General features: G+C 70.6%; 22 protein-coding genes. 15 read left to right on the top strand and 7 right to left on the bottom strand.

Features of this window, described 5'->3' with window-relative positions:
• Position 1 precedes the first annotated feature (1 nt).
• Together pcaC and EOE66_RS21920 are read left to right on the top strand one after the other, a co-directional pair.
• Positions 2-379 carry a 4-carboxymuconolactone decarboxylase gene (pcaC, locus tag EOE66_RS01825; protein WP_128226973.1) on the top strand — a complete coding sequence of 126 codons (378 nt, stop codon included), beginning with the start codon at positions 2-4 and terminating at the stop codon, positions 377-379.
• Positions 380-432: 53 nt separating this feature from the next.
• Entirely contained in the window at positions 433-1,122 is a 690-nt protein-coding gene (locus EOE66_RS21920; RefSeq protein ID WP_245478862.1) for an OmpA family protein, read from the top strand.
• Here the strand turns inward: EOE66_RS21920 and EOE66_RS01815 are convergent.
• Together EOE66_RS01815 and EOE66_RS01810 are read right to left on the bottom strand one after the other, a co-directional pair.
• Positions 1,109-1,957: an alpha/beta fold hydrolase gene (locus tag EOE66_RS01815; RefSeq protein WP_128226972.1), complete on the bottom strand. Its 849-nt coding sequence runs from the start codon at positions 1,955-1,957 to the stop codon at positions 1,109-1,111. The two genes, EOE66_RS21920 and EOE66_RS01815, sit on opposite strands and share 14 nt — an antisense overlap.
• A gap of 37 nt (positions 1,958-1,994) precedes the next feature.
• On the bottom strand, positions 1,995-2,897 hold the full coding sequence (locus EOE66_RS01810) for a LysR family transcriptional regulator (RefSeq protein ID WP_128226971.1): 903 nt from the start codon (positions 2,895-2,897) through the stop codon (positions 1,995-1,997).
• Between the two features lie 159 nt (positions 2,898-3,056).
• On the opposite strand from EOE66_RS01810, the gene EOE66_RS01805 reads away from it, so the two are divergent.
• From EOE66_RS01805 to EOE66_RS01790, 4 genes are read left to right on the top strand one after another with little or no spacing between them, the layout of a single operon-like run.
• On the top strand, positions 3,057-4,037 hold the full coding sequence (locus EOE66_RS01805; protein WP_128226970.1) for a Bug family tripartite tricarboxylate transporter substrate binding protein: 981 nt from the start codon (positions 3,057-3,059) through the stop codon (positions 4,035-4,037).
• A gap of 8 nt (positions 4,038-4,045) precedes the next feature.
• On the top strand, positions 4,046-4,801 hold the full coding sequence (locus EOE66_RS01800) for a maleate cis-trans isomerase family protein (protein ID WP_128226969.1): 756 nt from the start codon (positions 4,046-4,048) through the stop codon (positions 4,799-4,801).
• A 14-nt stretch (positions 4,802-4,815) separates the two neighbouring features.
• Positions 4,816-6,012, top strand: coding sequence for a CaiB/BaiF CoA transferase family protein (locus EOE66_RS01795; protein WP_128226968.1), 1,197 nt, complete (start codon positions 4,816-4,818; stop codon positions 6,010-6,012).
• Positions 6,013-6,022: 10 nt separating this feature from the next.
• The gene (locus EOE66_RS01790; RefSeq protein ID WP_128226967.1) at positions 6,023-6,997 is read left to right on the top strand and encodes a hydroxymethylglutaryl-CoA lyase; all 975 of its coding nucleotides are present in this window, start codon (positions 6,023-6,025) and stop codon (positions 6,995-6,997) included.
• Between the two features lie 62 nt (positions 6,998-7,059).
• Here EOE66_RS01790 and EOE66_RS01785 read toward each other — a convergent pair whose 3' ends face one another.
• The gene (locus EOE66_RS01785; protein WP_128226966.1) at positions 7,060-7,875 is read right to left on the bottom strand and encodes a PEP-CTERM sorting domain-containing protein; all 816 of its coding nucleotides are present in this window, start codon (positions 7,873-7,875) and stop codon (positions 7,060-7,062) included.
• Positions 7,876-8,467: 592 nt separating this feature from the next.
• Between EOE66_RS01785 and EOE66_RS01780 the strand changes: the two genes are divergently transcribed.
• Positions 8,468-10,180 (top strand): methyl-accepting chemotaxis protein, encoded by a 1,713-nt coding sequence (locus EOE66_RS01780; RefSeq protein ID WP_164884957.1) that lies wholly within the window; start codon positions 8,468-8,470, stop codon positions 10,178-10,180.
• 27 nt (positions 10,181-10,207) lie between these two features.
• Here EOE66_RS01780 and EOE66_RS01775 read toward each other — a convergent pair whose 3' ends face one another.
• A complete protein-coding gene (locus EOE66_RS01775; RefSeq protein WP_128226964.1) occupies positions 10,208-11,452 on the bottom strand; it encodes an MFS transporter in 1,245 nt (414 codons plus the stop codon).
• Between the two features lie 50 nt (positions 11,453-11,502).
• Between EOE66_RS01775 and EOE66_RS01770 the strand changes: the two genes are divergently transcribed.
• Positions 11,503-12,150, top strand: coding sequence for a CatA-like O-acetyltransferase (locus EOE66_RS01770; protein WP_128226963.1), 648 nt, complete (start codon positions 11,503-11,505; stop codon positions 12,148-12,150).
• Position 12,151: 1 nt separating this feature from the next.
• On the opposite strand, the gene EOE66_RS01765 is transcribed toward EOE66_RS01770, so the two are convergent.
• Positions 12,152-13,291 (bottom strand): serine hydrolase domain-containing protein, encoded by a 1,140-nt coding sequence (locus tag EOE66_RS01765; RefSeq protein WP_128226962.1) that lies wholly within the window; start codon positions 13,289-13,291, stop codon positions 12,152-12,154.
• A 150-nt stretch (positions 13,292-13,441) separates the two neighbouring features.
• Here EOE66_RS01765 and EOE66_RS01760 point away from each other — a divergent pair, with 150 nt between their 5' ends.
• Both EOE66_RS01760 and EOE66_RS01755 read left to right on the top strand, forming a co-directional pair.
• Positions 13,442-14,548, top strand: a complete 1,107-nt coding sequence (locus EOE66_RS01760; protein WP_128226961.1) for a PAS domain-containing sensor histidine kinase — start codon at positions 13,442-13,444, stop codon at positions 14,546-14,548.
• Positions 14,545-15,195, top strand: coding sequence for a response regulator (locus EOE66_RS01755; RefSeq protein ID WP_128226960.1), 651 nt, complete (start codon positions 14,545-14,547; stop codon positions 15,193-15,195). The genes EOE66_RS01760 and EOE66_RS01755 overlap by 4 nt, the downstream gene beginning before the upstream one ends.
• Positions 15,196-15,229: 34 nt before the next feature.
• On the opposite strand, the gene EOE66_RS01750 is transcribed toward EOE66_RS01755, so the two are convergent.
• Positions 15,230-16,363, bottom strand: a complete 1,134-nt coding sequence (locus EOE66_RS01750) for a hypothetical protein (protein WP_128226959.1) — start codon at positions 16,361-16,363, stop codon at positions 15,230-15,232.
• Between the two features lie 222 nt (positions 16,364-16,585).
• The gene (locus EOE66_RS01745; protein ID WP_128226958.1) at positions 16,586-17,575 is read right to left on the bottom strand and encodes a response regulator; all 990 of its coding nucleotides are present in this window, start codon (positions 17,573-17,575) and stop codon (positions 16,586-16,588) included.
• 230 nt (positions 17,576-17,805) lie between these two features.
• Here EOE66_RS01745 and EOE66_RS01740 point away from each other — a divergent pair, with 230 nt between their 5' ends.
• The 5 genes from EOE66_RS01740 to EOE66_RS01720 all read left to right on the top strand — a co-directional run bounded on the left by EOE66_RS01740 (position 17,806) and on the right by EOE66_RS01720 (position 22,733).
• Positions 17,806-19,194 (top strand): CmpA/NrtA family ABC transporter substrate-binding protein, encoded by a 1,389-nt coding sequence (locus EOE66_RS01740; protein WP_128226957.1) that lies wholly within the window; start codon positions 17,806-17,808, stop codon positions 19,192-19,194.
• Between the two features lies 1 nt (position 19,195).
• Positions 19,196-20,098 (top strand): nitrate ABC transporter permease, encoded by a 903-nt coding sequence (gene ntrB, locus EOE66_RS01735; protein ID WP_128226956.1) that lies wholly within the window; start codon positions 19,196-19,198, stop codon positions 20,096-20,098.
• Positions 20,099-20,203: 105 nt separating this feature from the next.
• The gene (locus tag EOE66_RS01730) at positions 20,204-21,088 is read left to right on the top strand and encodes an ABC transporter ATP-binding protein (RefSeq protein WP_128226955.1); all 885 of its coding nucleotides are present in this window, start codon (positions 20,204-20,206) and stop codon (positions 21,086-21,088) included.
• On the top strand, positions 21,085-21,528 hold the full coding sequence (cynS, locus tag EOE66_RS01725; RefSeq protein WP_128226954.1) for a cyanase: 444 nt from the start codon (positions 21,085-21,087) through the stop codon (positions 21,526-21,528). Before EOE66_RS01730 ends, cynS begins: the two co-directional genes overlap by 4 nt.
• 221 nt (positions 21,529-21,749) lie before the next feature.
• Positions 21,750-22,733, top strand: a complete 984-nt coding sequence (locus EOE66_RS01720) for a TRAP transporter substrate-binding protein (protein WP_245478861.1) — start codon at positions 21,750-21,752, stop codon at positions 22,731-22,733.
• The last annotated feature ends 4 nt before the right edge of the window (positions 22,734-22,737 follow it).

The following is a 22,737-nucleotide window of genomic DNA, read 5'->3' as shown; positions in this document are numbered from 1 at the left end:
CATGAACCCCGATCTCTTCCAGCAAGGCCTGCAGACCCGCCGCGAGGTGCTGGGCGCCGCCTACGTCGACGCGGCCATCGCCAACGCTGATGACTTCAACCGCCCGCTGCAGGAGCTGGTGACGGAATACTGCTGGGGCGACGTGTGGAACCGCCCGGGCCTGGACCGGCGCACGCGCAGCATGCTCAACCTGGCCATGCTGACGGCGCTGAACCGGCCGCACGAGCTGAAGCTGCACGTGCAGGGCGCGCTGAACAACGGCGTGACGAAAGAAGAGATCCGCGAGGTGCTGATGCAGACGGCCATCTATTGCGGCGTGCCTGCCGCGGTGGACAGCTTCCGCAACGCCCGCGAGGTGTTCAAGGACCTGGGCGTCTGACGGTCTGACCCTCTGACCGACGCGCCCGCATTGCCGCCCCTAGGCCCCAGACCATGAAACCGACCCTGCCCCGCCTCCTTCTGCCAGCCAGCCTGGCCACGATGCTCGTGCTGGCGGGCTGCGCCACGCAGCCGCTGCCGCCCGACGATCGCAGCGCCGTCGTCACGCGCACGCCCAGCACCACGGTCTGGGCCACGCCCGAGGCCGAAGCGGCGGCCAAGGCGCAAGAAGAAGCCACGGCCGCGGCGCGCCGCCAGGCCAACGCGCAGCGGGCGGCGACACGGCCCGCTGCGGGCGGCCCGCCGGCAGCGGCTGGTGGCACGGCGGCCTCCACCGTCAGGCCCGTGGCGGCCCCTGCGCCGGCAACGGCGGCTTCGGCTGCGGCCGGGGCACCCGCGGCCGCAGCACTGCCGCCCGAGGCGCGCACCGTGCAGTTCGCCTTCGACAGCTACGAGCTCGAGCCCGGCTTCCTCACGCTGCTGGAAGCCCACGCCGCGGCCCTGAAGGCCCAGCCCGGCCAGCGCGTGGTGGTGGAAGGCCATGCCGACGAGCGCGGTGGCAGCGAATACAACCTCGCGCTCGGCCAGAAGCGCGCCGAGGCGGTGGTGAAGGCGCTGGCGCTGCTGGGCGTGGCGCCCGAACGCCTGGAGGCCGTGAGCTTCGGCGACACGCGCCCCGTGGACCCCGCGCGCACGCCAGAGGCCTGGGCGAAGAACCGCCGCGCCGAACTCAGGCTGCCGTGATGAACTGGCGCAGCAGCGCCATGGCTTCATCGGGGCAATCGCGCCAGGCGCCGTGGCCGGCCCGCGGGAAGGTGACCAGCCGGCCCCAGGGCTGGGGGATGGCTGCCGCGATCTCCTGCGCGTCGGCCAGCGGCGTGACGGGGTCGAGCTCGCCGGCCATCACCAGCACCGGGCACTGAACCCGCGCCAGGCCGGGCAGCAGCTGCATGGTCTGCTGCTCGCCGCTGGCGCTGGTGAAGAGGATCTCCTCGTTCATCAGCGTGCGCGCCCGCGCCACCGGGTCGCCGGGCGTGGGGTTGTAGACGTCGCGGCAGTGCCTGTTGTAGGGCGCCCAGGTTTCGGGGCAGGGTTTCGTCCAGAAGGCGCGGGCCGCTGCGCCGGCCTCGGGCCCGCCGAAGCGTGTGAAGGCTTCGACCTTGCGTTCCAGCCCCAGGTGGTGGCTGGTGCTGCTGAGCACCACCTTGGCCGGGTGCGCCGGGTGGCGCGCCAAATAGCGCTGCGCGACGAAGCCGCCGAAGCTCTGGCCCAGCACGATGGGCTTCTCGACGCCCAGGGCGTCGCACAGGCGCACCACGTCGTCGGCGAAGGTGTCCAGCGTCCACTCGGCCGCCGGCCGGCGGCTGCTGCGGCCGTGGCCGCGGTGATCGACGTAGACGATCTGGGCGATGTCGGCCAGGCGGCTGAACAGCGGCTTGAAGCTGGAATGGTCGTAGCCCGGGCCGCCGTGCAGCAGGATGAGCGTGGGCTTTTCGCGCAGGCGCGGGCCGTCGGGCACGAAACCCGGGCCCTCGATGTCGACAAACAGGCGCACGCCGGGTTCGATGGTGATGAGCATGGGCGCAAAGAGGCTGAAGATGGAGAGACAGGCCGCGTCAGGCCTCGGGCACCGCCAAGCGCACGAAGGCCTGCGCGGCGGGTGAGAGGGTGCTGCGTTCGCGCAGCGCCAGCAGCAGGTGGCGCTCGGTGCGCATGCCGCTGATGGCCACCAGCGCCAGCCCCAGCGCGCGCACATAGGGCGCGGCGCCTTCGCGCGGCAGCACCGCCAGCCCGAGGCCGGCGCTGACCATGCGCGCCATGGCGTCGAAGCTGCGCACCTGCGCGCGGATGCGCAGCGGTCGGTGCGCGCCTTCGGCCGCCGCGGCCAGCTGCCGCGTCAGCGAGGTGGTGCGGCCGAAGGCCACGAGGTCGTGTGCCAGCAGCGTGTGCAGCGGCACCGGCGCGGCGGTGGCCAGCGCGTGGCTGGCCGGCAGCATCAGCACCAGCTCGTCGGTGTGGCACACCAGGGTCTGCAGGCCCTCGGCCGCGGTGTTTTCGCCGATGACGGCCAGCTCGGCCGCGCCACGCGCCACGGCGCGCACGGCGTCTTCGCTGATGGCGTCTTCCAGGTCCAGCACCACCTGCGGGTGGGCCTGCGCGAACCGCGCCAGCAGCGCCGGCAGGAAGCCGCCGAAGGCCGAGGTGTTGGCCCACAGCCGCAGGTGGCCGCCGGTGCCGCGCCGCACGTCGCCCATGGCCAGCGCCAGCTGTTCGAGCCGGGCCACCATCTCCACCGCATGGGGCAGCAGCGTCTGCCCGGCGTCGGTGGGCACCACGCCGCGCTTGCTGCGTTCCAGCAGCGGCGTGCCGACGTGGGCCTCCAGCTCGGCGATGCGCTTGCTGGCCGCGGCCAAGGAGACATCCAGCCGCTCGGCGCCGGCGGTGAGGCTGCCGGTGTCCACGGCGGCCACGAAGAGGCGCAGCGTGGTGAGGTCGAAGCGGTTGAGGTTGATGGCCATGGCGCGAGGTGCAGCCTTTGATGCTCAACCAGCGGTTGAGGATGTGTCAACCAGATGTGTACCCAAGCCAGTGGCGCGGCGGCCACCATGCGCGGCGCGCCTTTCACATGGCGCCACGCCCCCGCCCTGCCGCCAGACCACAAGACCGGAGACTTCCCGATGCGCCTTCCCCGCCGTGCCCTGCTTGCCGCTGCCACCACCCTGGCCCTGACGGCGCCTTTCACCGGCGCCGCCTTCGCGCAGGCCTACCCGGCCAAGCCCATCACCTTCATCGTGCCCAACCCGCCGGGCGGCGTGGTGGACACATCGGCGCGCCTGCTCGGCGACCCGCTGGCCAAGCTGCTGGGCCAGGCCGTCGTCATCGAGAACAAGGGTGGTGCCAGCGGCAACATCGCCTACGGCCAGGTGGCCAAGGCCCCGGCCGACGGCTACACGCTGCTGATCAGCTACTCGGCGTACCACGTGGGCAACCCGTCGATGTTCAGCAAGATGCCTTGGGCGCAGAAGGACTTCGTGCCCGTGGCGCTGCTCACCGCCGCCACCAACGTGATCGCCGCCCACCCCAGCGTGCCGGCCAACACGCTGAAGGAGTTCGTGGCCTACGCCAAGGCCAACCCCAACAAGCTCAACTACGCCTCGCAGGGCATCGGTTCGCTCTCGCACGTGGGCACCGAGCTCCTGCTGGTGAACACTGGGGCCGACATGACCCACGTGCCCTACAAGGGCAGCGGTGCGGCCATCGCCGACGTGCTGGGCGGCCAGGTGCAGGTGTTCATGACCACGCCGCCGTCCGTCATGCAGCACGTGCAGGCCGGCAAGCTCAAGGCCTTTGCCGTCACCGGCAAGAGCCGCCACCCCGGCCTGCCCAACGTGCCCACCACGGCCGAGGCCGGGCTGCCGGGCTTCGAGGTCGAGGCCTGGGTGGGCCTGTTCGCGCCGGCCGGCACGCCGCCGGCCGTCATCCAGCAGCTCACCGAGAAGGTCAAGGCGGCGCTGGCCACGCCCGAGGCCAAGGCCGTGGCCGACAAGACCGGCATCGAGATCCGCTACATGGACCCGGCGGGCCTGGCCAACCTGGTGACCAAGGAAACCGACTACTGGGCCGGCGTCATCAAGGCCAAGAACATCAAAGCCGACTGAGCCCCGCGATGCCGCGCACCCACTACCGCATCGGCCAGATCGTGCCGAGCTCCAACACCACGATGGAGACCGAGATCCCGGCCATGCTGCGTGCCCGCGAAGCCGTGGCGCCAGAGCGCTTCAGCTTCCACTCGGCGCGCATGCGCATGAAGCACGTGACGAAGGACGAGCTCGCGAAGATGGACGCCGACAGCGACCGCTGCGCGCTCGAACTCAGCGATGCGCGCGTGGACGTGCTGGGCTACGCCTGCCTGGTGGCCATCATGGCCATGGGCCGCGGTTACCACTGCGTGAGCGAGCAGCGCCTGCGCGCGCTGACGCTGCAGAACGAGGGCCCGGCGCCGGTGGTGACGAGCGCCGGCGCGCTGATCGAAGGCCTGCAGGCCCTGGGCGCGAAGAAGATCGCCGTGCTCACGCCCTACATGAAGCCGCTCACCGCGCTGGTGGTCGACTACATCGAGCACCAGGGCATCGAGGTGCTGGACGCACTGAGCCTGGAGATCAGCGACAACCTGGAAGTGGGCGCGCAGGACCCGCGCGCGCCCATCGAGCTCAGCAAGCGGCTGAACACCGCCAACTGCGACGCGGTGGTCATCAGCGCCTGCGTGCAGATGCCCTCTCTCGCCAGCGTGCAGCCGGTGCAAGACCGCATCGGCCTGCCCGTGGTGAGCTCGGCGGTGTGCACCACCTGGCGCATGCTCAAGGCGCTGAACCTGCCGGCGGTGTCGCCGAACGCCGGCACCTTGCTGTCGGGCGCCTACTGAAGGCCGGGGCCGCCATGGTGAACCGCGACGCGCTGCAGGGCCTGAAGGTGCTGGAGCTGGGCCAGCTGATCGCCGGGCCCTTCGCCGGCAAGACGCTGGCCGATTTCGGTGCCGACGTCATCAAGATCGAACCTGCCGAAGGCGGCGACCCGCTGCGCAAGTGGCGGCTGCTGCGCGAAGGCACCAGCGTCTGGTGGGAGGTGCAGAGCCGCAACAAGCGCAGCGTGGCGCTGGACCTCAAGACGCCCGAAGGCCAGCAGGCCGTGCGCGCGCTGGCCGAGCAGGCCGACGTGCTGATCGAGAACTTCAAGCCCGGCACGCTGGAAGGCTGGGGCCTGGGCTGGGAGGCGCTGCACGCGCTGAACCCGAAGCTCATCATGCTGCGCATCAGCGGCTTCGGCCAGACCGGCCCTTACCGCGGCAAGCCCGGCTTCGGCGTGCTGGGCGAGGCCATGGGCGGCCTGCGCCACCTCACGGCAGAACCCGGCCGCGTGCCGGTGCGCGTGGGTGTGAGCATCGGCGACACGCTGGCGGCGCTGCACGGCGTGATCGGCGTGCTGACAGCGCTGCGCCACCGCGAGGTGAACGGTGGCGAGGGCCAGATGATCGACGTGGCGCTGTACGAGAGCGTCTTCAACGTGATGGAGAGCCTGCTGCCCGAGTACGACGCCTTCGGCGCGGTGCGCGGCGCCGCCGGCAGTGCGCTGCCGGGCATCGCACCCAGCAACGCCTACCGCTGCGCGGGTGACGCCTATGTGCTGGTGGCCGGCAACGGCGACAGCATCTTCCGCCGCCTGATGAACGCCATCGGCCGCGACGACCTGGGCCAGGACCCGGGCCTGGCGCGCAACGACGGCCGCGTGGCGCGCGTGGCCGAGATCGACGCCGCCATCCAGGCCTGGACGCAGCAGCGGCCCATCGACGAGGTCATCACCACGCTGGAGGCCGCGGGCGTGCCCGTGGGCCGCATCTACACCGTGGCCGACATCGTGGCCGACCCGCAGTATCGCGCGCGCGAGATGCTCGTGCCCACCGCCGACGCCGAGGGCCGGCCGCTGCTGGTGCCCGGCATCGTGCCCAAGCTCGCGGCCACGCCCGGCCGCCTGCACAGCCCGGCCCCGCGACTGGGCCAGCACACCGAGGCCGTGCTCGGGGCCGTGGCCGCCGGCCGCGGCTGGCCGGCGCGCGCCGCGGCCAACGACGAAAGCTGAAGGTCCCGCCATGCCCGCCCTGCCCGCCACCCGCCTGCACGTGCACGAGGTCGCGCCACGCGACGGGCTGCAGATGGAGAGCGTCTTCGTGCCCACCGAGGCCAAGGTGGCCTGGATCGACCAGCTCTCGGCGCTGGGCTACGCGAAGATCGAGGTCACCAGCTTCGTCTCGCCCGCCGCCATCCCGGCGCTGCGCGACGCCGAGGCGGTGATGCGCCTCATCACGCGCGCGCCGGGTGTCGTCTACACGGCCCTGGTGCCCAACGTGCGCGGCGGCGAGCGCGCCATCGACGGCCGTGTGGACGAGTTCAACCTCGTGATGTCGGCCAGCGCCACGCACAATCTCGCCAACCTGCGCATGACGCAGGCGCAGAGTTTCCGCACGCTGGCCGAGACCACGCGCCTGGCGCAGCAGGCCGGCGTGGCGGTGAACGTGTCCTTGTCCTGCGCCTTCGGCTGCCCGATGGAAGGCGCGGTGCCGGCGGCCACGGTGGCCGATTGGGTGGCGCGGTTCGCCGACCTCGGCGTGCAGGGCGTGACGCTGTGCGACACCACCGGCATGGCCGACCCGGGCCAGGTGCTGGCACTGTGCAGTGCCACCGCGCAGGCCCATCCCACGCTGGCGCTGACGGCGCACTTCCACGACACGCGCGGTCTCGGCGGCGCCAACGTCTTCGCCGCGCTGCAGGCCGGCATCACGCGTTTCGATGCCAGCCTGGGCGGCATCGGCGGCTGCCCCTACGCACCCGGCGCCAGCGGCAACGTGGCCACCGAAGACCTGGTGCACCTGCTGCAGTGCCTGGGCCTGGACTGCGGCATGGACGCCGAGGCCCTGGCCCCCGCCGCGCAGACCTTGGGCGAGCTGCTCGGCCACGGCCTGCCCAGCGCCGTGGGCCGCGCCGGCCCGCGCTGGCGGCGCCACCCGCTGCCGGCCGATTTCGAGCAGACCCGCGAGCGCGCGCTGGCGCGCGAGCTGGCGATGTAGCGCGCAGTCAATGGCCTATAGCGGCCCTCGGCGACGCGCCGGCTTTCGTGGCCATTGGCGACTCAGGCGCCAAGCGCTGCCGTAGGCGACCGCCGAGCGCGACGCCGCAGCGCCAGTGCGCATACGCCAGCCAGCGCCACCAGTGACAGCGAGCCGGGTTCCGGCACGCTCTGTTGCGCACCTGCCGCTGCCATGTTCAGGGCGTTGGCCATGATGCGCCCCCCGTCGGTGTTGGCGCTCCAGAAGTCGTTGCGAACCGTGCTCGAAGGCGCGTAGAAGTTCAAGCCAACCACCGGAGCGGCACGGTCATTGCGCACCGCTGCGAATTCTTCGCCGTTGGTCCAGCGGCCCAGCACCTGTGCGCCGCTCTTCGCGGAGATACCGGTGTTGCAGTAGGCGGAGCTGCCACCATTGAAGCTGGTGACCCCAACGAACAGGGCGCTCCCTGGCACATCACGCACGCCAAGGGCGCCGCAATTGCCCTGGGAGGCGCCGCCCGTGAACACGTCATAGTTCTGACTCACGAAACGCCCACCGAGTGCCAGCCCGCCGCTTTGGTAGTGAGAAAAAGTCATCTCTACCACGCCTCGGCCGGCATCGACGTAATCAGCCAACACGTTGCCGAGCAGGTTCGCGTTTTGGTAGCCCGTATCGCTGTACACGAGCACTGCGTCGTAGGCCAGCAGGGTAGCCAGGGTCGGTGTGGAGGTGCTGACATTGATGATGTCGACGCCGCCAGAAATCAGCCCGGTGGCTTCTATCTTGGCCTTCACGTCGAGGTTCCAGGCAGGGGAGCCGGGCGCACCGAGAATGACGACGCCGGCGTGGGAAACCACGGCCGAAAGTCCGAGCACAGCGGCGATTGCGAGCTTCTTCATAGCTTTTTTCCTGGAGATTTGAGGCAGCCGCAACAACGCAATCCTCGGGCCAGAGCCGAAAATGTTTTGTGGATCATTGAGTTGCGACGTTTGGTCGAGACCGGCACCGGCCCAAGCGGTGATCGTGTAAAGCGGGTTGACAGTCGTTGGCGCGGCAGGCCGCAGCAACCGAGGCTTTCCAGTTGCAGGCTGTAGCCATGCGGGGCCGTGTGCGTGGGTGTAGCCGGTGTGGCGGGCGATGGCTCCACTGCCGGCGCCTGGCGAGCCTGGACCTCATGCCGTTGAGAGTCTGACCTGGGGCTGGTGGCTGGGAACGCACGATCCCCGCGGCGGGTCATCGCAGCCTGCTCCGTGCGCGCCGTGTTCATTGACCTTGTGGCTTTCAGCTTCGCTGGCTTGGTGGTTGGAAGACAGACCGCCCCCGGGTCTCATCGACCTCGCCGCCGCCGGGCTTGAGCCCGGCGCCGCCCTCAAGCCGCGGTGGCCTGCAGCCGATATGGCCTGCAGCGCCCGGGTTCGCCGGCGCGCAAGCCTGGGCCTCGTTCTGCCATCGCGGCAGCGGGCCTCTTTGCCTGATGTTTGGAGACTTCCCATGAGCTTTCAGCGCCGCGGCCTCACGCTCGTGACCCAGATGTGGATACCCGTGGTCGTGCTGGTGGCCACCATTGCCGTGGCCGCCGCTTCCTCGCTGGCCCGCAGCCTTTCGCAGATCGCCAGCAGCGGCGAGCTGATGGTGAAGCAGGAGACGAAGCTGACGCTGCTGACGGGCGCGCAGGACCTGGCCGCCCTGCATGCGGCACTGGCAGCCTCGGGCGAGGCTGCCGGCAAGCAGGACGCTGCCCAGCGCCTGAACGCGCTGACCGAGCAGCTGCGGCCCTTGATGCAGGACGACGAAGAGCGCCGCGCCCTGGAGCGCCTGGCGCCCCTGGTGGCCGCGCACGTGAGCCAGCCCAGCAGCAGCAGCCTGGCCGCGGTGCGCGAAGCCGCGGCGGCGGCGCTGAAGCTCGAGCAGCAGCGCAGTGCCGCGCTGCGCGAGCACATGGGGCAGCTGCGCCTGAACAACAACTACCTCACCATCGCCATCATGGTGGTGCTGTCACTGGCCATGGCCGGCGGCACCTGGCACCTCATCCGCACCATCATCCACCCGCTGCTGCGCCTGGCCGACCGCGCCACCGCCATCGGCGCCGGCAACCTGGGCACGCCCATCGAGGTGAACCGCGGTGACGAGCTGGGCCAGCTGCAGCAGGCGCTGGCCGACATGCGCGACGGCCTGGCCGACATGGTGCGGCAGGCCCACCAGGGCGCCGACAGCGTGCAGACCGCGGCGGCCGAGATCGCCGGCGGCAACCTCGATCTCAGCCAGCGCACCGAGACCACCGCGGCCCACGTGCAGCAGACGCATTCGGCGCTGTCCGAGCTGGGCGTGGCCGTGCGGCACAGCGCGCAGAGCGCCGCCACCGCCAACCAGCTGGCGCAAAGCGCCTCGGCCGTGGCCCTGCGCGGTGGCGAGGTGGTGGGCCAGGTGGTCAGCACCATGGAGCAGATCAACAGCAGCTCGCGCAAGATCGCCGACATCATCGGCGTCATCGACGGCATCGCCTTCCAGACCAACATCCTGGCGCTGAACGCGGCGGTGGAAGCCGCGCGGGCCGGCGAGCAGGGCCGCGGCTTCGCCGTGGTGGCCGGCGAGGTGCGCAGCCTGGCCAGCCGCTCGGCCGAGGCGGCGCGCGAGATCAAGTCGCTCATCGGCGCCAGTGTCGAGCGCGTGGACGCCGGCACCCGGCTGGTCTCCGATGCAGGCAGCACCATGGGCGAGCTGGTGGCCCAGGTCAACCGCGTCTCCGACATCATCGGCGAGATCAGCGCCAGCACGGCCGAGCAGAGCCAGCACCTCAACGGCGTGGCGCAGAGCATGGAGCAGCTCGACCAGATGTCGCAGAGCAACGCGGCCCTGGTGGAAGAAGGCGCGGCAGCGGCCGAGAGCCTGAAGGAGCAGGCCGTGAAGCTGCACCAGCTGGTGCGCCGCTACCGGGTGGACGTCAGTGCCGAACCGGCGCGCACTGCGGCGGTGCTGCCGCCAGCGCTGCCCGTCAAGGCCGCTGCGCCGGCCCTGAGCGTGCAGGCGAGCGTCAGCCCCGTGCCGACAAAGGCCGCAACGGCGCCGCGCGCCAGCCTCGCGCCGGCACCGGCCCCCGCTGCCCTGAAGACGCCGGCGCCGGCGCCCGCCAAGGCCCCGGCACCTTCGCCGGCACCCGCCCCGGCGTTGGCCGGTGGCGACGACGGCGACTGGGAAACCTTCTGAGCCCGGCGGCCGCCTGCCGGGCGGCCTTCAGCGGGGCAGTTGGCGCATCAGCCAGGCCGCGCACAGCGCGCCGGCCAGCGCCATCGCGCCGGTGGCCCAGCCCGTGAACTGCCAGCCCCCCACAGCGCTGGCCACGGCCGCCACGAGCGGCGGCCCGCCGAACTGGCCCAAGGCCGACCACTGCTGCATCCAGCCCACCGTGCTGGCCACCGTCTGCGGCCCGGGCGCGGCGCGCAGCGCCAGCGAGAACAGCGTGGCCGGGATGAGCCCGCCACCACCCGAGAACACCAGCAGCGCGCCATAGGCCAGCGCCAGCGGCAGCCGGGCGCCCTCGGCCGTGGTGCCGAAGGCGGCCAGCGCCCCCAGCGCCATGGCGGCGAAGCCGGCGCCGAGCAGCCAGCCGGCGCCCACCCCGCGCTGCAGCAGGCGCCCGGCCGTCAGGTTGCCGCCGATGTTGGCCGCGGCCACGAAGGCGCTCAGCACCCCCGTCAAGGCCGCGCCGACCCCGGCTTTCGTCAGCAGCGTGGGCAGGAAGCCCACCACGGCCAGCCACTGCGCCGAGTACGCCGCGAAACACAGGGCCACGCCCCAGGGGCCTGGGCGGGCCAGCGTGAGCCGAACGCGCTGCCACCACGGCGCGGCTGGCCCGGGTGCGGCAGCCTGGGGCAGCCGCTGCGGCACGCTGCGCCACAGCAGCGCCGCCATCAGCAGGCTCAAGGCCCCCAGCGCCCACCACCAGGCGCGCCAGCCGGATGCCACCAGCGCCAACGGCCCCAGCAGCAGCGCCAGCGCCGTGGCCAGCGGCATGTAGGCACCCCACACGCCCAGCATGGCGGCGGTGCGGGCCGGCGGCACCAGCGCCCGCACCAGGCCCGGGGCCGGCAGCACCACCATCAGGAAGCCCAGGCCCTCCAGCACGCGGCTGGCCAGCAGCCAGGTGGTTGCGGTGGGGCCTTGCGCCGCGCCGCCGGCGAGGCTGGAGCCGCCCACCAGCAGCAGCCCCAGCGCCATGCTGCGGCGGCCGCCGAGGCTGTCGGCCCAGGCGCCCAGCAGGAGGCCCAGCGCCATGCCCGCACCCTGCACCACCGACAGCAGGAAGCCCGCCTGCACCAGCGTGAGCCCCAAGCCGCCCTGCAGGGCGGGGATGGCGGGCGCCAGCTTGCCCACGTGCAGTGCGGCGCACACGCCCGCGGCGATCACCACCCAGGCCGCTTGCATGCCCGGCGGGGCAGGCGGGTTCAGGCCGGGGGCGGAGGTGTGCGGTGCTGACATCGGCGGCTGCGGGCTCGGTGGGCCAGTATCGCGGCAGGCATCATCCCGCCATGGCCACCTACCTGAACACCGCCACCTGGGCCCGTCGCGAGGCTTTCGAGTTCTTCCGCGGCTTCGACCAGCCCGGCTTCAACGTCTGCGTGCGCGTGGACGCCGCGCCGATGAAGGCCGCCGTGGCCGCGCGCGGGCAGAGCTTCTCGCTGGCCTGCCTGTTCATCGCGCTGCGCCTGGCCAACCTGCACGAGCCCTTCCGCTACCGGCTGGAAGAAGACGGCCGCGTGCGTGTGTACGAGGCGGTGCACGGCAGCAGCACCGTGCTGCGCGAGGACGAGAGCTTCGGCTTTTCGTACCTCGACCACACGCCCGACTGGGCCTCCTTCCACACCCAGGGCCAGGCCGCCGTGGCCGCAGCGCGTGCACGCGCCACCATGGCCGATGCGCGTGAGGCCGACGCCGGGCTGCTGTACTTCACCACCCTGCCCTGGCTGCACTTCACGAGCTTTGCGCATGCGCGCACAAGCGGGCAGGAACGTGGCATCCCGAAGATCGCCTTCGGCCGCGCGCTGGCCGAGGGTCCGCACCTCTGGCTGCCCTTGAGCGTGGAGGTGCACCACGCGCTGATGGACGGCCTGCACGTAGGCCGCTACGTGCAGGCCTTCGAGGCCGCGCTGTCGGCGCCCGAGGCCTGGCTGGCCTGATTCAGGCCGCGGCCAACGCCAGCCCGGCGATCTCGGCCCCCAGCCGGCCCACGTGCACCGCCGGGCCGTCGGCGTTGTGCAGCACGGCCACGGTGAGCGCCGGTCCCGGCAGCCAGATCAGCACCGACTTGAAGCCGTGGATGCCGCCACCGTGCAGCAGCGCGGGCTGGCCGTACAGGGTTTCGCGGCGCAGGCCGAAACCGTAGCCGTCCTTCTGTGCCGCGCCTTCGGGCGTGGTCATGCGCGCGTAGGTCTCGGGCCGCAGCACGCGGCCGCCGTGCAGCGCCAGGTTCCATTGCCAGAGCTCGTCCACGGTGCTCAGCAGCGCGCCTGCGGCGTGCGGCTGCGTCATGCTCACGAGGCCGGCGCGCCGCGGGCCACCGCCTTCCGCAGCGCGGCGCTCGCCGTAGCCCGTGGCCAGCCCGGGAATGACCCGCAGCGGGTCTTCGTAGAGCGTGCGCTCCAGTCCCAGCGGCTGCAGCATCGTGGCCACCTGCGCGTGCCAGGGCTGCTGCGTGAGGGCCTCGATCACCGCGCCCACCAGCACGTAGCCCGAGTTGTTGTAGGCCCAGCCGGTGCCGGGCGCGAAATCCGCCGGCAGCGCGCTGAACTCGGCGATCAGTTCGGCGGTGCCAAGGTCGCGCCGTACCGGCCCGTGCATGTAGCCCGGGATGCCGGTGTAGCTCTTCACGCCTGACGTGTGATTCAGCAACTGCGCCAGCGTGATGGCGGCACCGTTGGGGTAGGCCGGCAGGAACTTCGCCAGCGGGTCGTCGAGCCGTGCGCGGCCCTGCTCCACCAGCTGCAGCAGCGCTGCGGCGGCGTACTGCTTGGTCACCGAGCCGATGCGCTGCACGTGTTCGGGTGTGAGCGGCACGCCCAGCTCGATGCTGGCCATGCCGCGTGCGCGCCGTGCCAGCACCGTGGCGCCGCGCGCCACCAGCACCGCCAGGCCGGGCCCGTCGGCGGGCACGCTGCGGGCCATCAGGGCGTCCAGCGCGGGCAACAGCTTGGCGGCGGGGTCTGCCGCCGTTTCGGCTCGCGCAAGGCGGCTGGCCGGGGCCAGGGCCAGCGCACCGGCCAGGGCGGCGCCTTGGCGCAGCAGCTGGCGCCGGCTGGGGTGGGGCAAGCGTTTGTGCATGGGGTGGGCTCAGGGGTGCGGCAGGAGTTCTCACTGTCGTGCGCGGGCGCCGGCCTGCCAAGCGGCGTGCGACAGGCTGCCGATCGCACCGGCTGCAGCGTCTGCCAGGCGCCGTGCCTGCGGTGGCACGCGCCTTGCGCCACCCCGCCCATGCCCACCGCCACCGACCGTCTCACCCTGCTGCTGGAAAGCACCGGCGAGGGGATCTTCGGCATCGACATGGCCGGCCAGTGCACGTTCGTGAACCGCGCCGCCGCCGTGGCCCTGGGCTACCGCACCGAAATGGTGCTCGGGCGCAACATGCACGAGCTCATCCACCACTCGCACGCCGACGGCCGCCACTACCCGGAGTGCGACTGCCCCATCTTCAACGCCTTCCGCCGCGGCCTGCCCTGCCGCATCGACGACGAGGTGCTGTGGCGCGCCGACGGCAGCAGCTTCCCGGCCGAGTACAGCAGCTACCCCGTCATCGAAGACGGCGTGGTGCAGGGCGCCGTGGTCACCTTCGTCGACATCACCGAGCGCAAGCGCGCGCAAGAGCTGCTGAAGAAAACCAACGACGAGCTGGAGGCCCGCGTGGCCGAGCGCACCGCGCAGCTGCGCGACCTGGCCAACCACCTGGAGACGGTGCGCGAGGGCGAGCGCAAACGCATCGCACGCGAGATCCACGACGAGCTCGGCAGCCTGCTGGTGGCGCTGAAGATGGACACGCACTGGCTGGGCCGCCGCGTGGAGGGCCAGGCCGCGCTGCAGGCCAAGTGCCAGGGCATGGGGCGGCTCATCGACACTGCCGTGGACAACGTGGGCCGCATCATCACCGACCTGCGGCCCAGCATCCTCGACCACCAGGGCCTGTGGGCCGCGCTGGAGTGGCACGCGCAGGAGTTCATCGAGAGCAGCGAACTCGACGCCACGCTGCAGGTGCACGTGGCGCGCGGCGTGCCGCCGCCCGAGGGCGGGCTGGCCATCGCCGTCTTCCGCATCTTCCAGGAGATGCTCAGCAACGTGGCGCGCCACGCGCGGGCGCGCAGCGTGCAGATGCGCATCACGGTGGATGACCCGCCCGAGCCCGTGCTCTACATCGACGTGCGCGACGACGGCGTGGGCGCGCCGGCCGCAGCGCTGGCCGACCCGCACAGCTTTGGCGTCATCGGCATGCGCGAGCGCGCCTCGCACTTCGGCGGGCGCGTGCTCATCGACAGCGCGCCCGGCCACGGCACGCGCGTGCGCCTGGTGATGCCGCTGGAAGCCGCGTGAGCAAGATCCGCGTCCTCGTCTGCGACGACCACCTCATCGTGCGGCAGGGCATCCGCATGCTGCTGGCCGATGCGCCCGACATCAGCGTGGCTGCCGAAGCCGCCAGCGGCCCCGAGGCGCTGGCCGCGGTGCGCACCGGCGGCATCGACGTGGTGCTGCTCGACATCGCCATGCCGCAGCGCGACGGCCTGGACATCCTGCGCCAGCTCAAGAGCGAGGCGCCCAGGCTGCCCGTGCTGATGCTCAGCACCTACCCCGACCGCCAGTACGCCGTGCGCAGCCTGAAGCTGGGCGCGCAGGGTTACCTCAACAAGAGCCTGGACGCCGAGCAGATGGTGGAGGCCATCCGCCGCGTGGCGCGCGGCGGGCTCTTCATCACCCCCAGCGTGGCCGAGCTGCTGGCCGGCGCGCTGGCGCTGCCCGGGGCCGCGGCGGCCGAAGACAAGCCGCTGGACGGCCTGCTCTCGCACCGCGAGTTCCAGGTCTTCCGCCTGCTGGCCGGCGGCCGCAGCGTGGGCGAGATCGCCGAGCAGCTGGTGCTGGCGCCCAACACCGTGAGCACCTACCGCGCGCGCATCCTGGAGAAGACCGGGGTGCGCAACGACGTAGAGCTGGCGCTGCTGGCGGTGCGGCAGGCCCTGCTTTAGCGCACGCGCCAGCGCAGGGCCTGGGCGACGGGGCTCAGTTCAGTTCGCAGCCCAACGTGCGGGTGAAGCCGATGGCCTTGTCGATGCCCGGACCGCAATCCAGCCCGATGGTGCCGGTGGTGATGCCTTCCGTCAGCAGCAAGGCCTCGTCGTCGCCAGCGCCCGCACTCACGTTGCCAGCCAGTGCGATGCGCGTGGCGGGCAGGCCCTTGAAGGCGAGGTTGATCTTGTCGTTGCCGGCCCCCGTGATGGCTGACACGTTGGCGTTGACGTTGGCCGCGGTCAGGGCGGTGAAGTTGTAGAGGAGCTCGTTCATGCCGGCGCCACCGGTCAACGTGCCGCCGAGCCTGACGTTCTGGGCCGCCGAGACCATCTCGAAGTTCATGTTGCTGCCCGTGGCGACGCCCACCGGATCGAAGTCGACGCTGGTGCTGTTGGCCGGGTCATCGCTCAGGATCTTGGTGCTCAGGAACATGACGTTGCGGGGCCGGATGACCATGGCCAGGTTCTGCGATTCGTTGTCCACCGTCAGCTCGGCCTTGCTCAGGCCGTTGCCGAAACGCAGGTCCATCAACCCCCGGGCCTGCTGGCTGCCTTGCTTGAACTGCATCTCGCCCTTCACCTCGGCATCGCCGTCGCCCAGCACCTGGGTCCATGCGAAGTTGGTGCTGGCGGCAAAGTTCTCCAGCTGCACCTGGATCTTCTTGAGCCCCGTGGCGGCGGCGATGTGGACGCTGGGCGTGGTGCCTGAAGGGGCGCCGGCCGGGATGATCCACTTCACGTCCACCTGGCTCTGGCCCGCGCCCGTGTCCACGCGCACGTCGAACTCGGCCGCCTGCGTCACCTCGAAGGCGACGGCGTCGTCGGCCGCCCCGCTGCGCCAATCGATGGCGTTGATGTTGTTGTACGTGGTGCCATCGGCCACGTCCGGCAGGCCGAAGACCTGCACCTGTCCGGCCGCTGGGCCGACGACGATCTTGGCGTTCACGGGCACCGCATAGGTGAAGACCAGCGTGCGCCCGCTGGTCGACACCGCCAGTGCGCGCGCGGTGCTGTTCGAGGGTTGCGCCTGGGCCGGGGCCTGGGCTTCGACGTAGGACTCTCCGCCGCCGCAGGCCGCCAGCAGGGCGGCCAGGGCGAGAACGGACAGGTTTTTCAGCTTGTTCATGGTGAGATTTCCTCGGGTGTGGTGGGCTCTGGAGGGGGTCTGGCGGGCCTGGAGGCCTCGCCAGCGGGCGGCCGAACGGCCTGCTGCCCGCCACTCCAGCGGCTCACAGAGGGGCCACCTTCGGGTTTCGTACATCGAATTTCGGGTCTCAGCGCTGCGGGGCGGTGCATCGCCCGGGCCGGCGCGGCCGCGCTCAAGCCGGCTGAGGCGAGCCAGGCACCCTCAGGCGTGCGGCAGTTCGCCAGCCACGGCCTGGGCGATGCACGCCAGCAGGGCTGCCTCTTCGTAGGGCTTGCCCAGCACCAGCGTGACGCCCGCTTCGGCGGCGGCGGCCTTCAGCCGGTCGTCGGCCGAGGTGATCATGATGATGGGGATGTTCGCGGCGCGCGGGTGCGTGCGCACGTGGCGCGTGAGCGCAAAGCCGTCCATGTGCGGCATCTCCACGTCGGTGACCAGCACCAAGGGCATCTCTTCCTCGATGAGCTCGGCCGCCTGCTCGCCGTCTTCGGCGAGCACCACGCGGTAGCCGTGCTGGGCCAGCAGGCGGCTGGTCTTCACACGCACCACCTTGGAGTCGTCGGCCACCATCACCAGCGTGTCGGCCGGCGCGCGCACGGGCGTGGCGGCGGGCGGGGGCGCCGCCGGTGGCAGGGCGGTGGCCGATGCCGCTGCTGCTTCTGCAGCCGCCTGCGCAGCGGCTTGTTCTGCGCGTTCGGCCTCGGCCTTCGCGACGGCTGCGGCTTCCGCCTGGGCACGCGCTTCGGCTTCGCGCCGCGCTTGCAGCTCGGCTTCCAGCAGGGCCAGGCGGCGCTCGGCGGCGCGGGCTTCGGCGGCCTGGGCCTCGGCGGCGCGCGCGGCCAGTTCGGCGGCACGCTGTTCGGCTTCGGCCGCCTGGCGGGCGGCCTGCTCGGCGGCCAGGCGCTCGCCTTCGCGGTAGGCGGCCTGCACCGCAGCACGGGCTTCGGCCTCGGCCGCCTGCTCTGCGGCCTGTTCTGCCGCGCGTTCGGCGGCCTCGGCGGCGGCTTTCTCTTCGGCGGCGCGCTCGGCGGCCACCCGTTGGGCTTCGGCCATCGCCAGCGCCAGCGCACTGGCTTCGGCTTCGCGCCGGCGCTCGGTTTCGCGGCGGCTGCGCCGCAGCGCCAGCGCCACCGACACGGCGAGCGTGCCCAGCACGCCCAGCCCGGCGATCCACAACAGGAGTTCTTGGTTCATGCGTCTTCCATCGGCGGGCCCGCAGGCCAGGCTGTCTCGCCGCACCCGGCAGCTTAAGCCGGTGCCTGCTGCTTCGCGCGGCCGCAGGCGGGGCCAGCGTGCGTTTTGCCCTGCACCGCGCGCCGGCATGCCCGTTGGTGTAGGGCCAGCCCTACAAGGCTTTCGACCGGGCTTCGATTTTGCAAGGGGGGGTGACTGCCTACAGTCATCTGCAACCCCGAGGACCTGCCATGACCCAAGACCGCGACCCCTACGGCCTGTACGACGCCGACCGCCCGCTGCGCCTGGGCTGCCGCTGCGGCAGCCACGGCAGCGAGGCTGAACACGCCGCCGCCGAACTGCGCGCACGCAGCGAGACGGCAAGCTTCGAGAGCGAATCCAACGCCTTCGTCGAGGCCACGCTGATCAAGGCCCTGTTCCCGCAGGACGCGCTGCGCCGCAGGTTCCTGCGTGCCGTGGGCCGCAACACCGCCATGGCGGCCATCGGCAGCGTGCTGCCCATCGCCTCGATGCAGGCGCTGGCGCAGGACAAGATGGGCCCGATCGAGAAGAAGGATCTGAAGATCGGCTTCATCCCCATCACCTGCGCCACGCCGCTGATCATGGCCAAGCCGCTGGGCTTCTACGAGAAGCAGGGCCTGAACGTGGAGGTGGTGAAGACCGCGGGCTGGGCGCTCATCCGCGACAAGATGATCAACAAGGAGTACGACGCCACGCACTTCCTGAGCCCCATGCCGCTGGCCATCAGCCTGGGCCTCGGGTCCACCGCCACACCCATGAACGTGGCCACCATCCAGAACACCAACGGCCAGGCCATCACGCTGAGCGTGAAGCACAAGGACAAGCGCGATCCGAAGAGCTGGAAGGGCTTCAAGTTCGCGGTGCCGTTTGAGTACAGCATGCACAACTTCCTGCTGCGCTACTACGTGGCGGAAGCGGGCCTGAACCCCGACACCGACATCCAGATCCGCGTGGTGCCGCCGCCCGAGATGGTGGCCAACCTGCGCGCCGGCAACATCGACGGCTTCCTCGGCCCCGACCCTTTCAACCAGCGCGCGGTCTTCGAGGAGGTGGGTTTCATCCACCTGCTCACCAAGGAGCTGTGGAACGGCCACCCCTGCTGCGCCTTCGGCACCAGCACCGAGTTCATCCAGAAGAACCCCAACACCTTCATCGCGCTGTACCGCGCGGTGCTCACGGCCGCGGCCATGGCGCGCAAGCCCGACAACCGCGAGCTCATCGCCAAGGTCATCAGCCCGCAGGCCTACCTGAACCAGCCCGAGACCGTGGTGGCGCAGGTGCTCACCGGCAAGTTCGCCGACGGGCTGGGCAGCGTGAAGAACGTGCCCGACCGCGCCGACTTCGACCCCATGCCCTGGCAGAGCATGGCGGTGTGGATGCTCACGCAGATGCAGCGCTGGGGCTACATCAAGGGCGACGTGAACTACAAGCAGATCGCCGAGAAGGTTTTCTTGCTCACCGACGCGAAGAAGCACATGAAGGCGCTGGACATGCCGGTGCCGGCCGGCGCGTACCCGAAGTTCACGATCATGGGCAAGGTCTTCGACCCCGAGAAGGCCGCCGCCTACGCCAACAGCTTCGCGATCAAGAAAGCCTGACGTGAAGGCTTCCCTGGACCTGCGCGCAGCGCTGCTCTCGCTGCTGCTGCTGGGCGTGATCCTCGGCGTGTGGCACCTGGCCACGCTGCCGAGTGCCGCACCGGCAGCGCCTGCCGCGGCGGCGGCTGCGGCGCTCACGCCCGAGCAGATCGAATACGCCAAGCTCATGGGCAAAGACCCCGCCGCGCTGGCGGCCGGCAGCGGCGGCACGCCCACGCAGAAGGCCGGCTTCCCCACGCTGGCGCAGATGGGCAGCGTGGTCTACAAGCACCTGAGCAGCCCGTTCTACGACAACGGCCCCAACGACAAGGGCGTGGGCCTGCAGCTGGCCTACTCGCTGGGCCGCGTGGCGCTGGGTTACCTGCTGGCGGCGCTGGTGGCCATTCCGCTGGGCTTCGTCATCGGCATGAGCCCGCTGATCTACCGCGCGCTCGACCCGTTCATCCAGGTGCTCAAGCCCATCTCGCCGCTGGCGTGGATGCCGCTGGCGCTGTACACGATCAAGGACAGTGCCATCAGCGGCATCTTCGTCATCTTCATCTGCAGCATCTGGCCGATGCTCATCAACACCGCCTTCGGTGTGGCCAGCGTGCGCAAGGAGTGGCTGAACGTGGCGCGTACGCTGGAAGTGCCGCCGCTGCGTCGGGCGTTTGAAGTGATCCTGCCGGCCGCGGCGCCCACCATCCTGACGGGCATGCGCATCAGCATGGGCATCGCGTGGCTGGTGATCGTGGCCGCCGAGATGCTGGTGGGCGGCACGGGCATCGGCTACTTCGTGTGGAACGAGTGGAACAACCTGAGCCTGCCGAACGTGATCTTCGCCATCCTGATGATCGGCATCGTGGGCATGCTGCTCGACCTGATGTTCGCCAAGCTGCAGAAGGCGGTGACGTATGCAGACTGAAATGAGGCCCCCAAGCTCGCTGGCGCTCGCTACCCCCCGGGGGGGGCGTCCGCCAGCGGCCCGGCAAAGCCGGTTCCGCGGCGGGAAGCTTGGGACGGACAGACGATGAGCGGCCCTGAGTTTCTGAAGGTCCAAGGGCTGGCCAAGGCCTACCCCGGCGCGAAGGAGCCCGTCTTCGAAGGCGTGAACTTCGACATCGCGCAGGGCGAGTTCGTCTGCATCATCGGCCACAGCGGCTGCGGCAAGACGACCATCCTCAACGTGCTGGCGGGCCTGGAAAGCGCCACCTCCGGCCACGTCTTCATGGACCGCCGCGAGGTGGCCGGCCCCAGCCTGGAACGCGGCGTGGTTTTCCAGGGCCACGCGCTGATGCCCTGGCTGACGGTGCGCAAGAACATCGCCTTCGCCGTGCGCAGCAAGTGGCCGAACTGGGGCCGTGCGCAGGTGGACGAGCACGTCGAGAAGTACGTGAAGCTCGTGGGCCTGAGCGGCGCCATCGACAAGAAGCCGAGTGCGCTCAGCGGCGGCATGAAGCAGCGCGTGGGCATCGCGCGGGCCTTCGCCATCCAGCCGCGCATGCTGCTGCTGGACGAGCCTTTCGGTGCGCTGGACGCACTGACGCGCGGCACGATTCAAGACGAGCTGCTGCGCATCTGCGCCGAGACGCACCAGACGGTGTTCATGATCACGCACGACGTGGACGAGGCCATCCTGCTCGCCGACCGCATCCTGCTGATGAGCAACGGCCCGCAGGCCCGCGTGGCCGAGATCGTGAAGAACACGATGAGCCGCGAGCGCACGCGCGCCACGCTGCACCACGACCCGCAGTACTACCGCATCCGCAACCACCTGGTGGACTTCCTGGTGGCGCGCAGCCAGGACCTCTCGCACGGCCGCGCGCCGGCGCAGCCCGTCACCGTGAGCCCGGGTCTGGACCCCGAGCCTGCCGAACCCCGACCCGAACCCATCCCTCTCAGGAGAATCGCATGAGCCGCCTTGCCGTCACCGAAAAGATCATCACCACCAAGGTCACGAAAGGCCTGAAGTGGAGCGACGTCGCCGCGAAAGTGGGGCTGAGCAAGGAGTGGGTCACCGCCGCCTGCCTGGGGCAGATGACGCTGACGCCCGAGCAGGCGGGCGTGGTGGGCGAGATCTTCGGGCTCACCGAAGACGAGAAGAAGTGGCTGATGGTGGTGCCCTACAAGGGCAGCCTGCCCACCAGCGTGCCGACCGATCCGCTGATCTACCGCTTCTACGAACTGGTGAGCGTGTACGGCACCACCTTCAAGGAACTCATCCACGAAGAGTTCGGCGACGGGATCATGTCGGCCATCGACTTCAAGATGGATTTGAAGCGCGAGGCGAACCCGATGGGCGACCGCGTGTCCATCGTGATGAGCGGCAAGTTCCTCCCCTACAAAACTTATTGAAGACGACGCGCTTCGCGCGCGTCTTCAATCCTCCTTGTTCAAGCCGACACGGCGGCGCCGTGCGGCTCAACGCGTCGCACTGTCTTTTTCTTTCTTCACTTTTGGGGGTTGGGATGGATCGCACTTCTTCTCTTGCGCGCCGTGGGGCGCTGAAGGCCGGCCTCGCTGGCGCGTTGGCTGTGCCTGCGGTGGCGCAGGCACAGCAGACCTACCGCTGGCGCATGACCACCACCTGGCCCGCTGGGCTGCCCTTCTATCAGGTGGGGCCGGGCAGCGCGCAGGCCTTCGCCGAACGCTGCGACAAGATGTCTGGCGGGCGCATCAAGATCCAGATCTTCGCGGCCGGTGAGCTGCTGCCGGCCTTCGAGGGTTTCGACGCCGTCTCCAATGGCACCGTCGAGCTCAACCACGGCGTGTCCTACTTCTGGTCGGGCAAGACCTTCGCAGCGCAGTACTTCGCCACCGTGCCCTTCGGCATGAGCTTCCAGGGCCACTACGCCTGGCTGCAGTTCGGCGGCGGCAACCAGCTCTGGGAAGAGGTCTACAAGCCGCTGAACGTGATGCCGTTTGCCGCGGGTTGCAGCGGCGTGCAGATGACGGGCTGGTTCAAGAAAGAGATCAAGAGCCTGGCCGACCTGAAGGGCCTGAAGATGCGCATCCCCGGTCTGGCCGGGCGCATCTACGCCGCGCAGGGCGTGGAGGTGCGGCAGTTGCCCGGCGGGGAGATCTTCCCCGCGCTGGAGCGCGGCGTCATCGACGCGGCCGAGTTCGTGGGTCCCTTCCTCGATGCGCGCCTGGGGCTGCAGAACGCCGCCAAGAACTACTACGCCAGCGGCTGGCACGAGCCCAGCACCGTCAGCGAGATCGTCATGCAGCGCAAGATCTGGGACGCCCTGCCGCCCGACCTGAAGGAGATCGTGCGCGCCGCGGCCGACGCCACCAACCAGGAAGGCCTGTTGCTGCTGGAGGCCCGCAACGCCGACGCGCTGGACCAGCTGGTCAACCGCGACAAGGTCATCGTGCGGCAACTGCCGGTTGACGTGGTGAACGCGCTGCGCAAGACCACCACCGACGTGCTGAACGAGGCCGCCACCAAGGACGCGATGACGAAGAAGGTGCACGACTCCTTCTTCACCTTCAAGAAGAAGCACGACCGCTGGTCCGAGATCAGCGACGAGACCTTCCTGGCGAAGTCACGGGGCTGAGTGC

The sequence above is a fragment of the Rubrivivax rivuli genome (genome assembly GCF_004016505.1).
Classification (GTDB): domain Bacteria; phylum Pseudomonadota; class Gammaproteobacteria; order Burkholderiales; family Burkholderiaceae_C; genus Rubrivivax; species Rubrivivax rivuli.
Note: the sequence above shows the minus strand (reverse complement) of the source record. Positions and strands in the feature narration are given on the sequence as shown.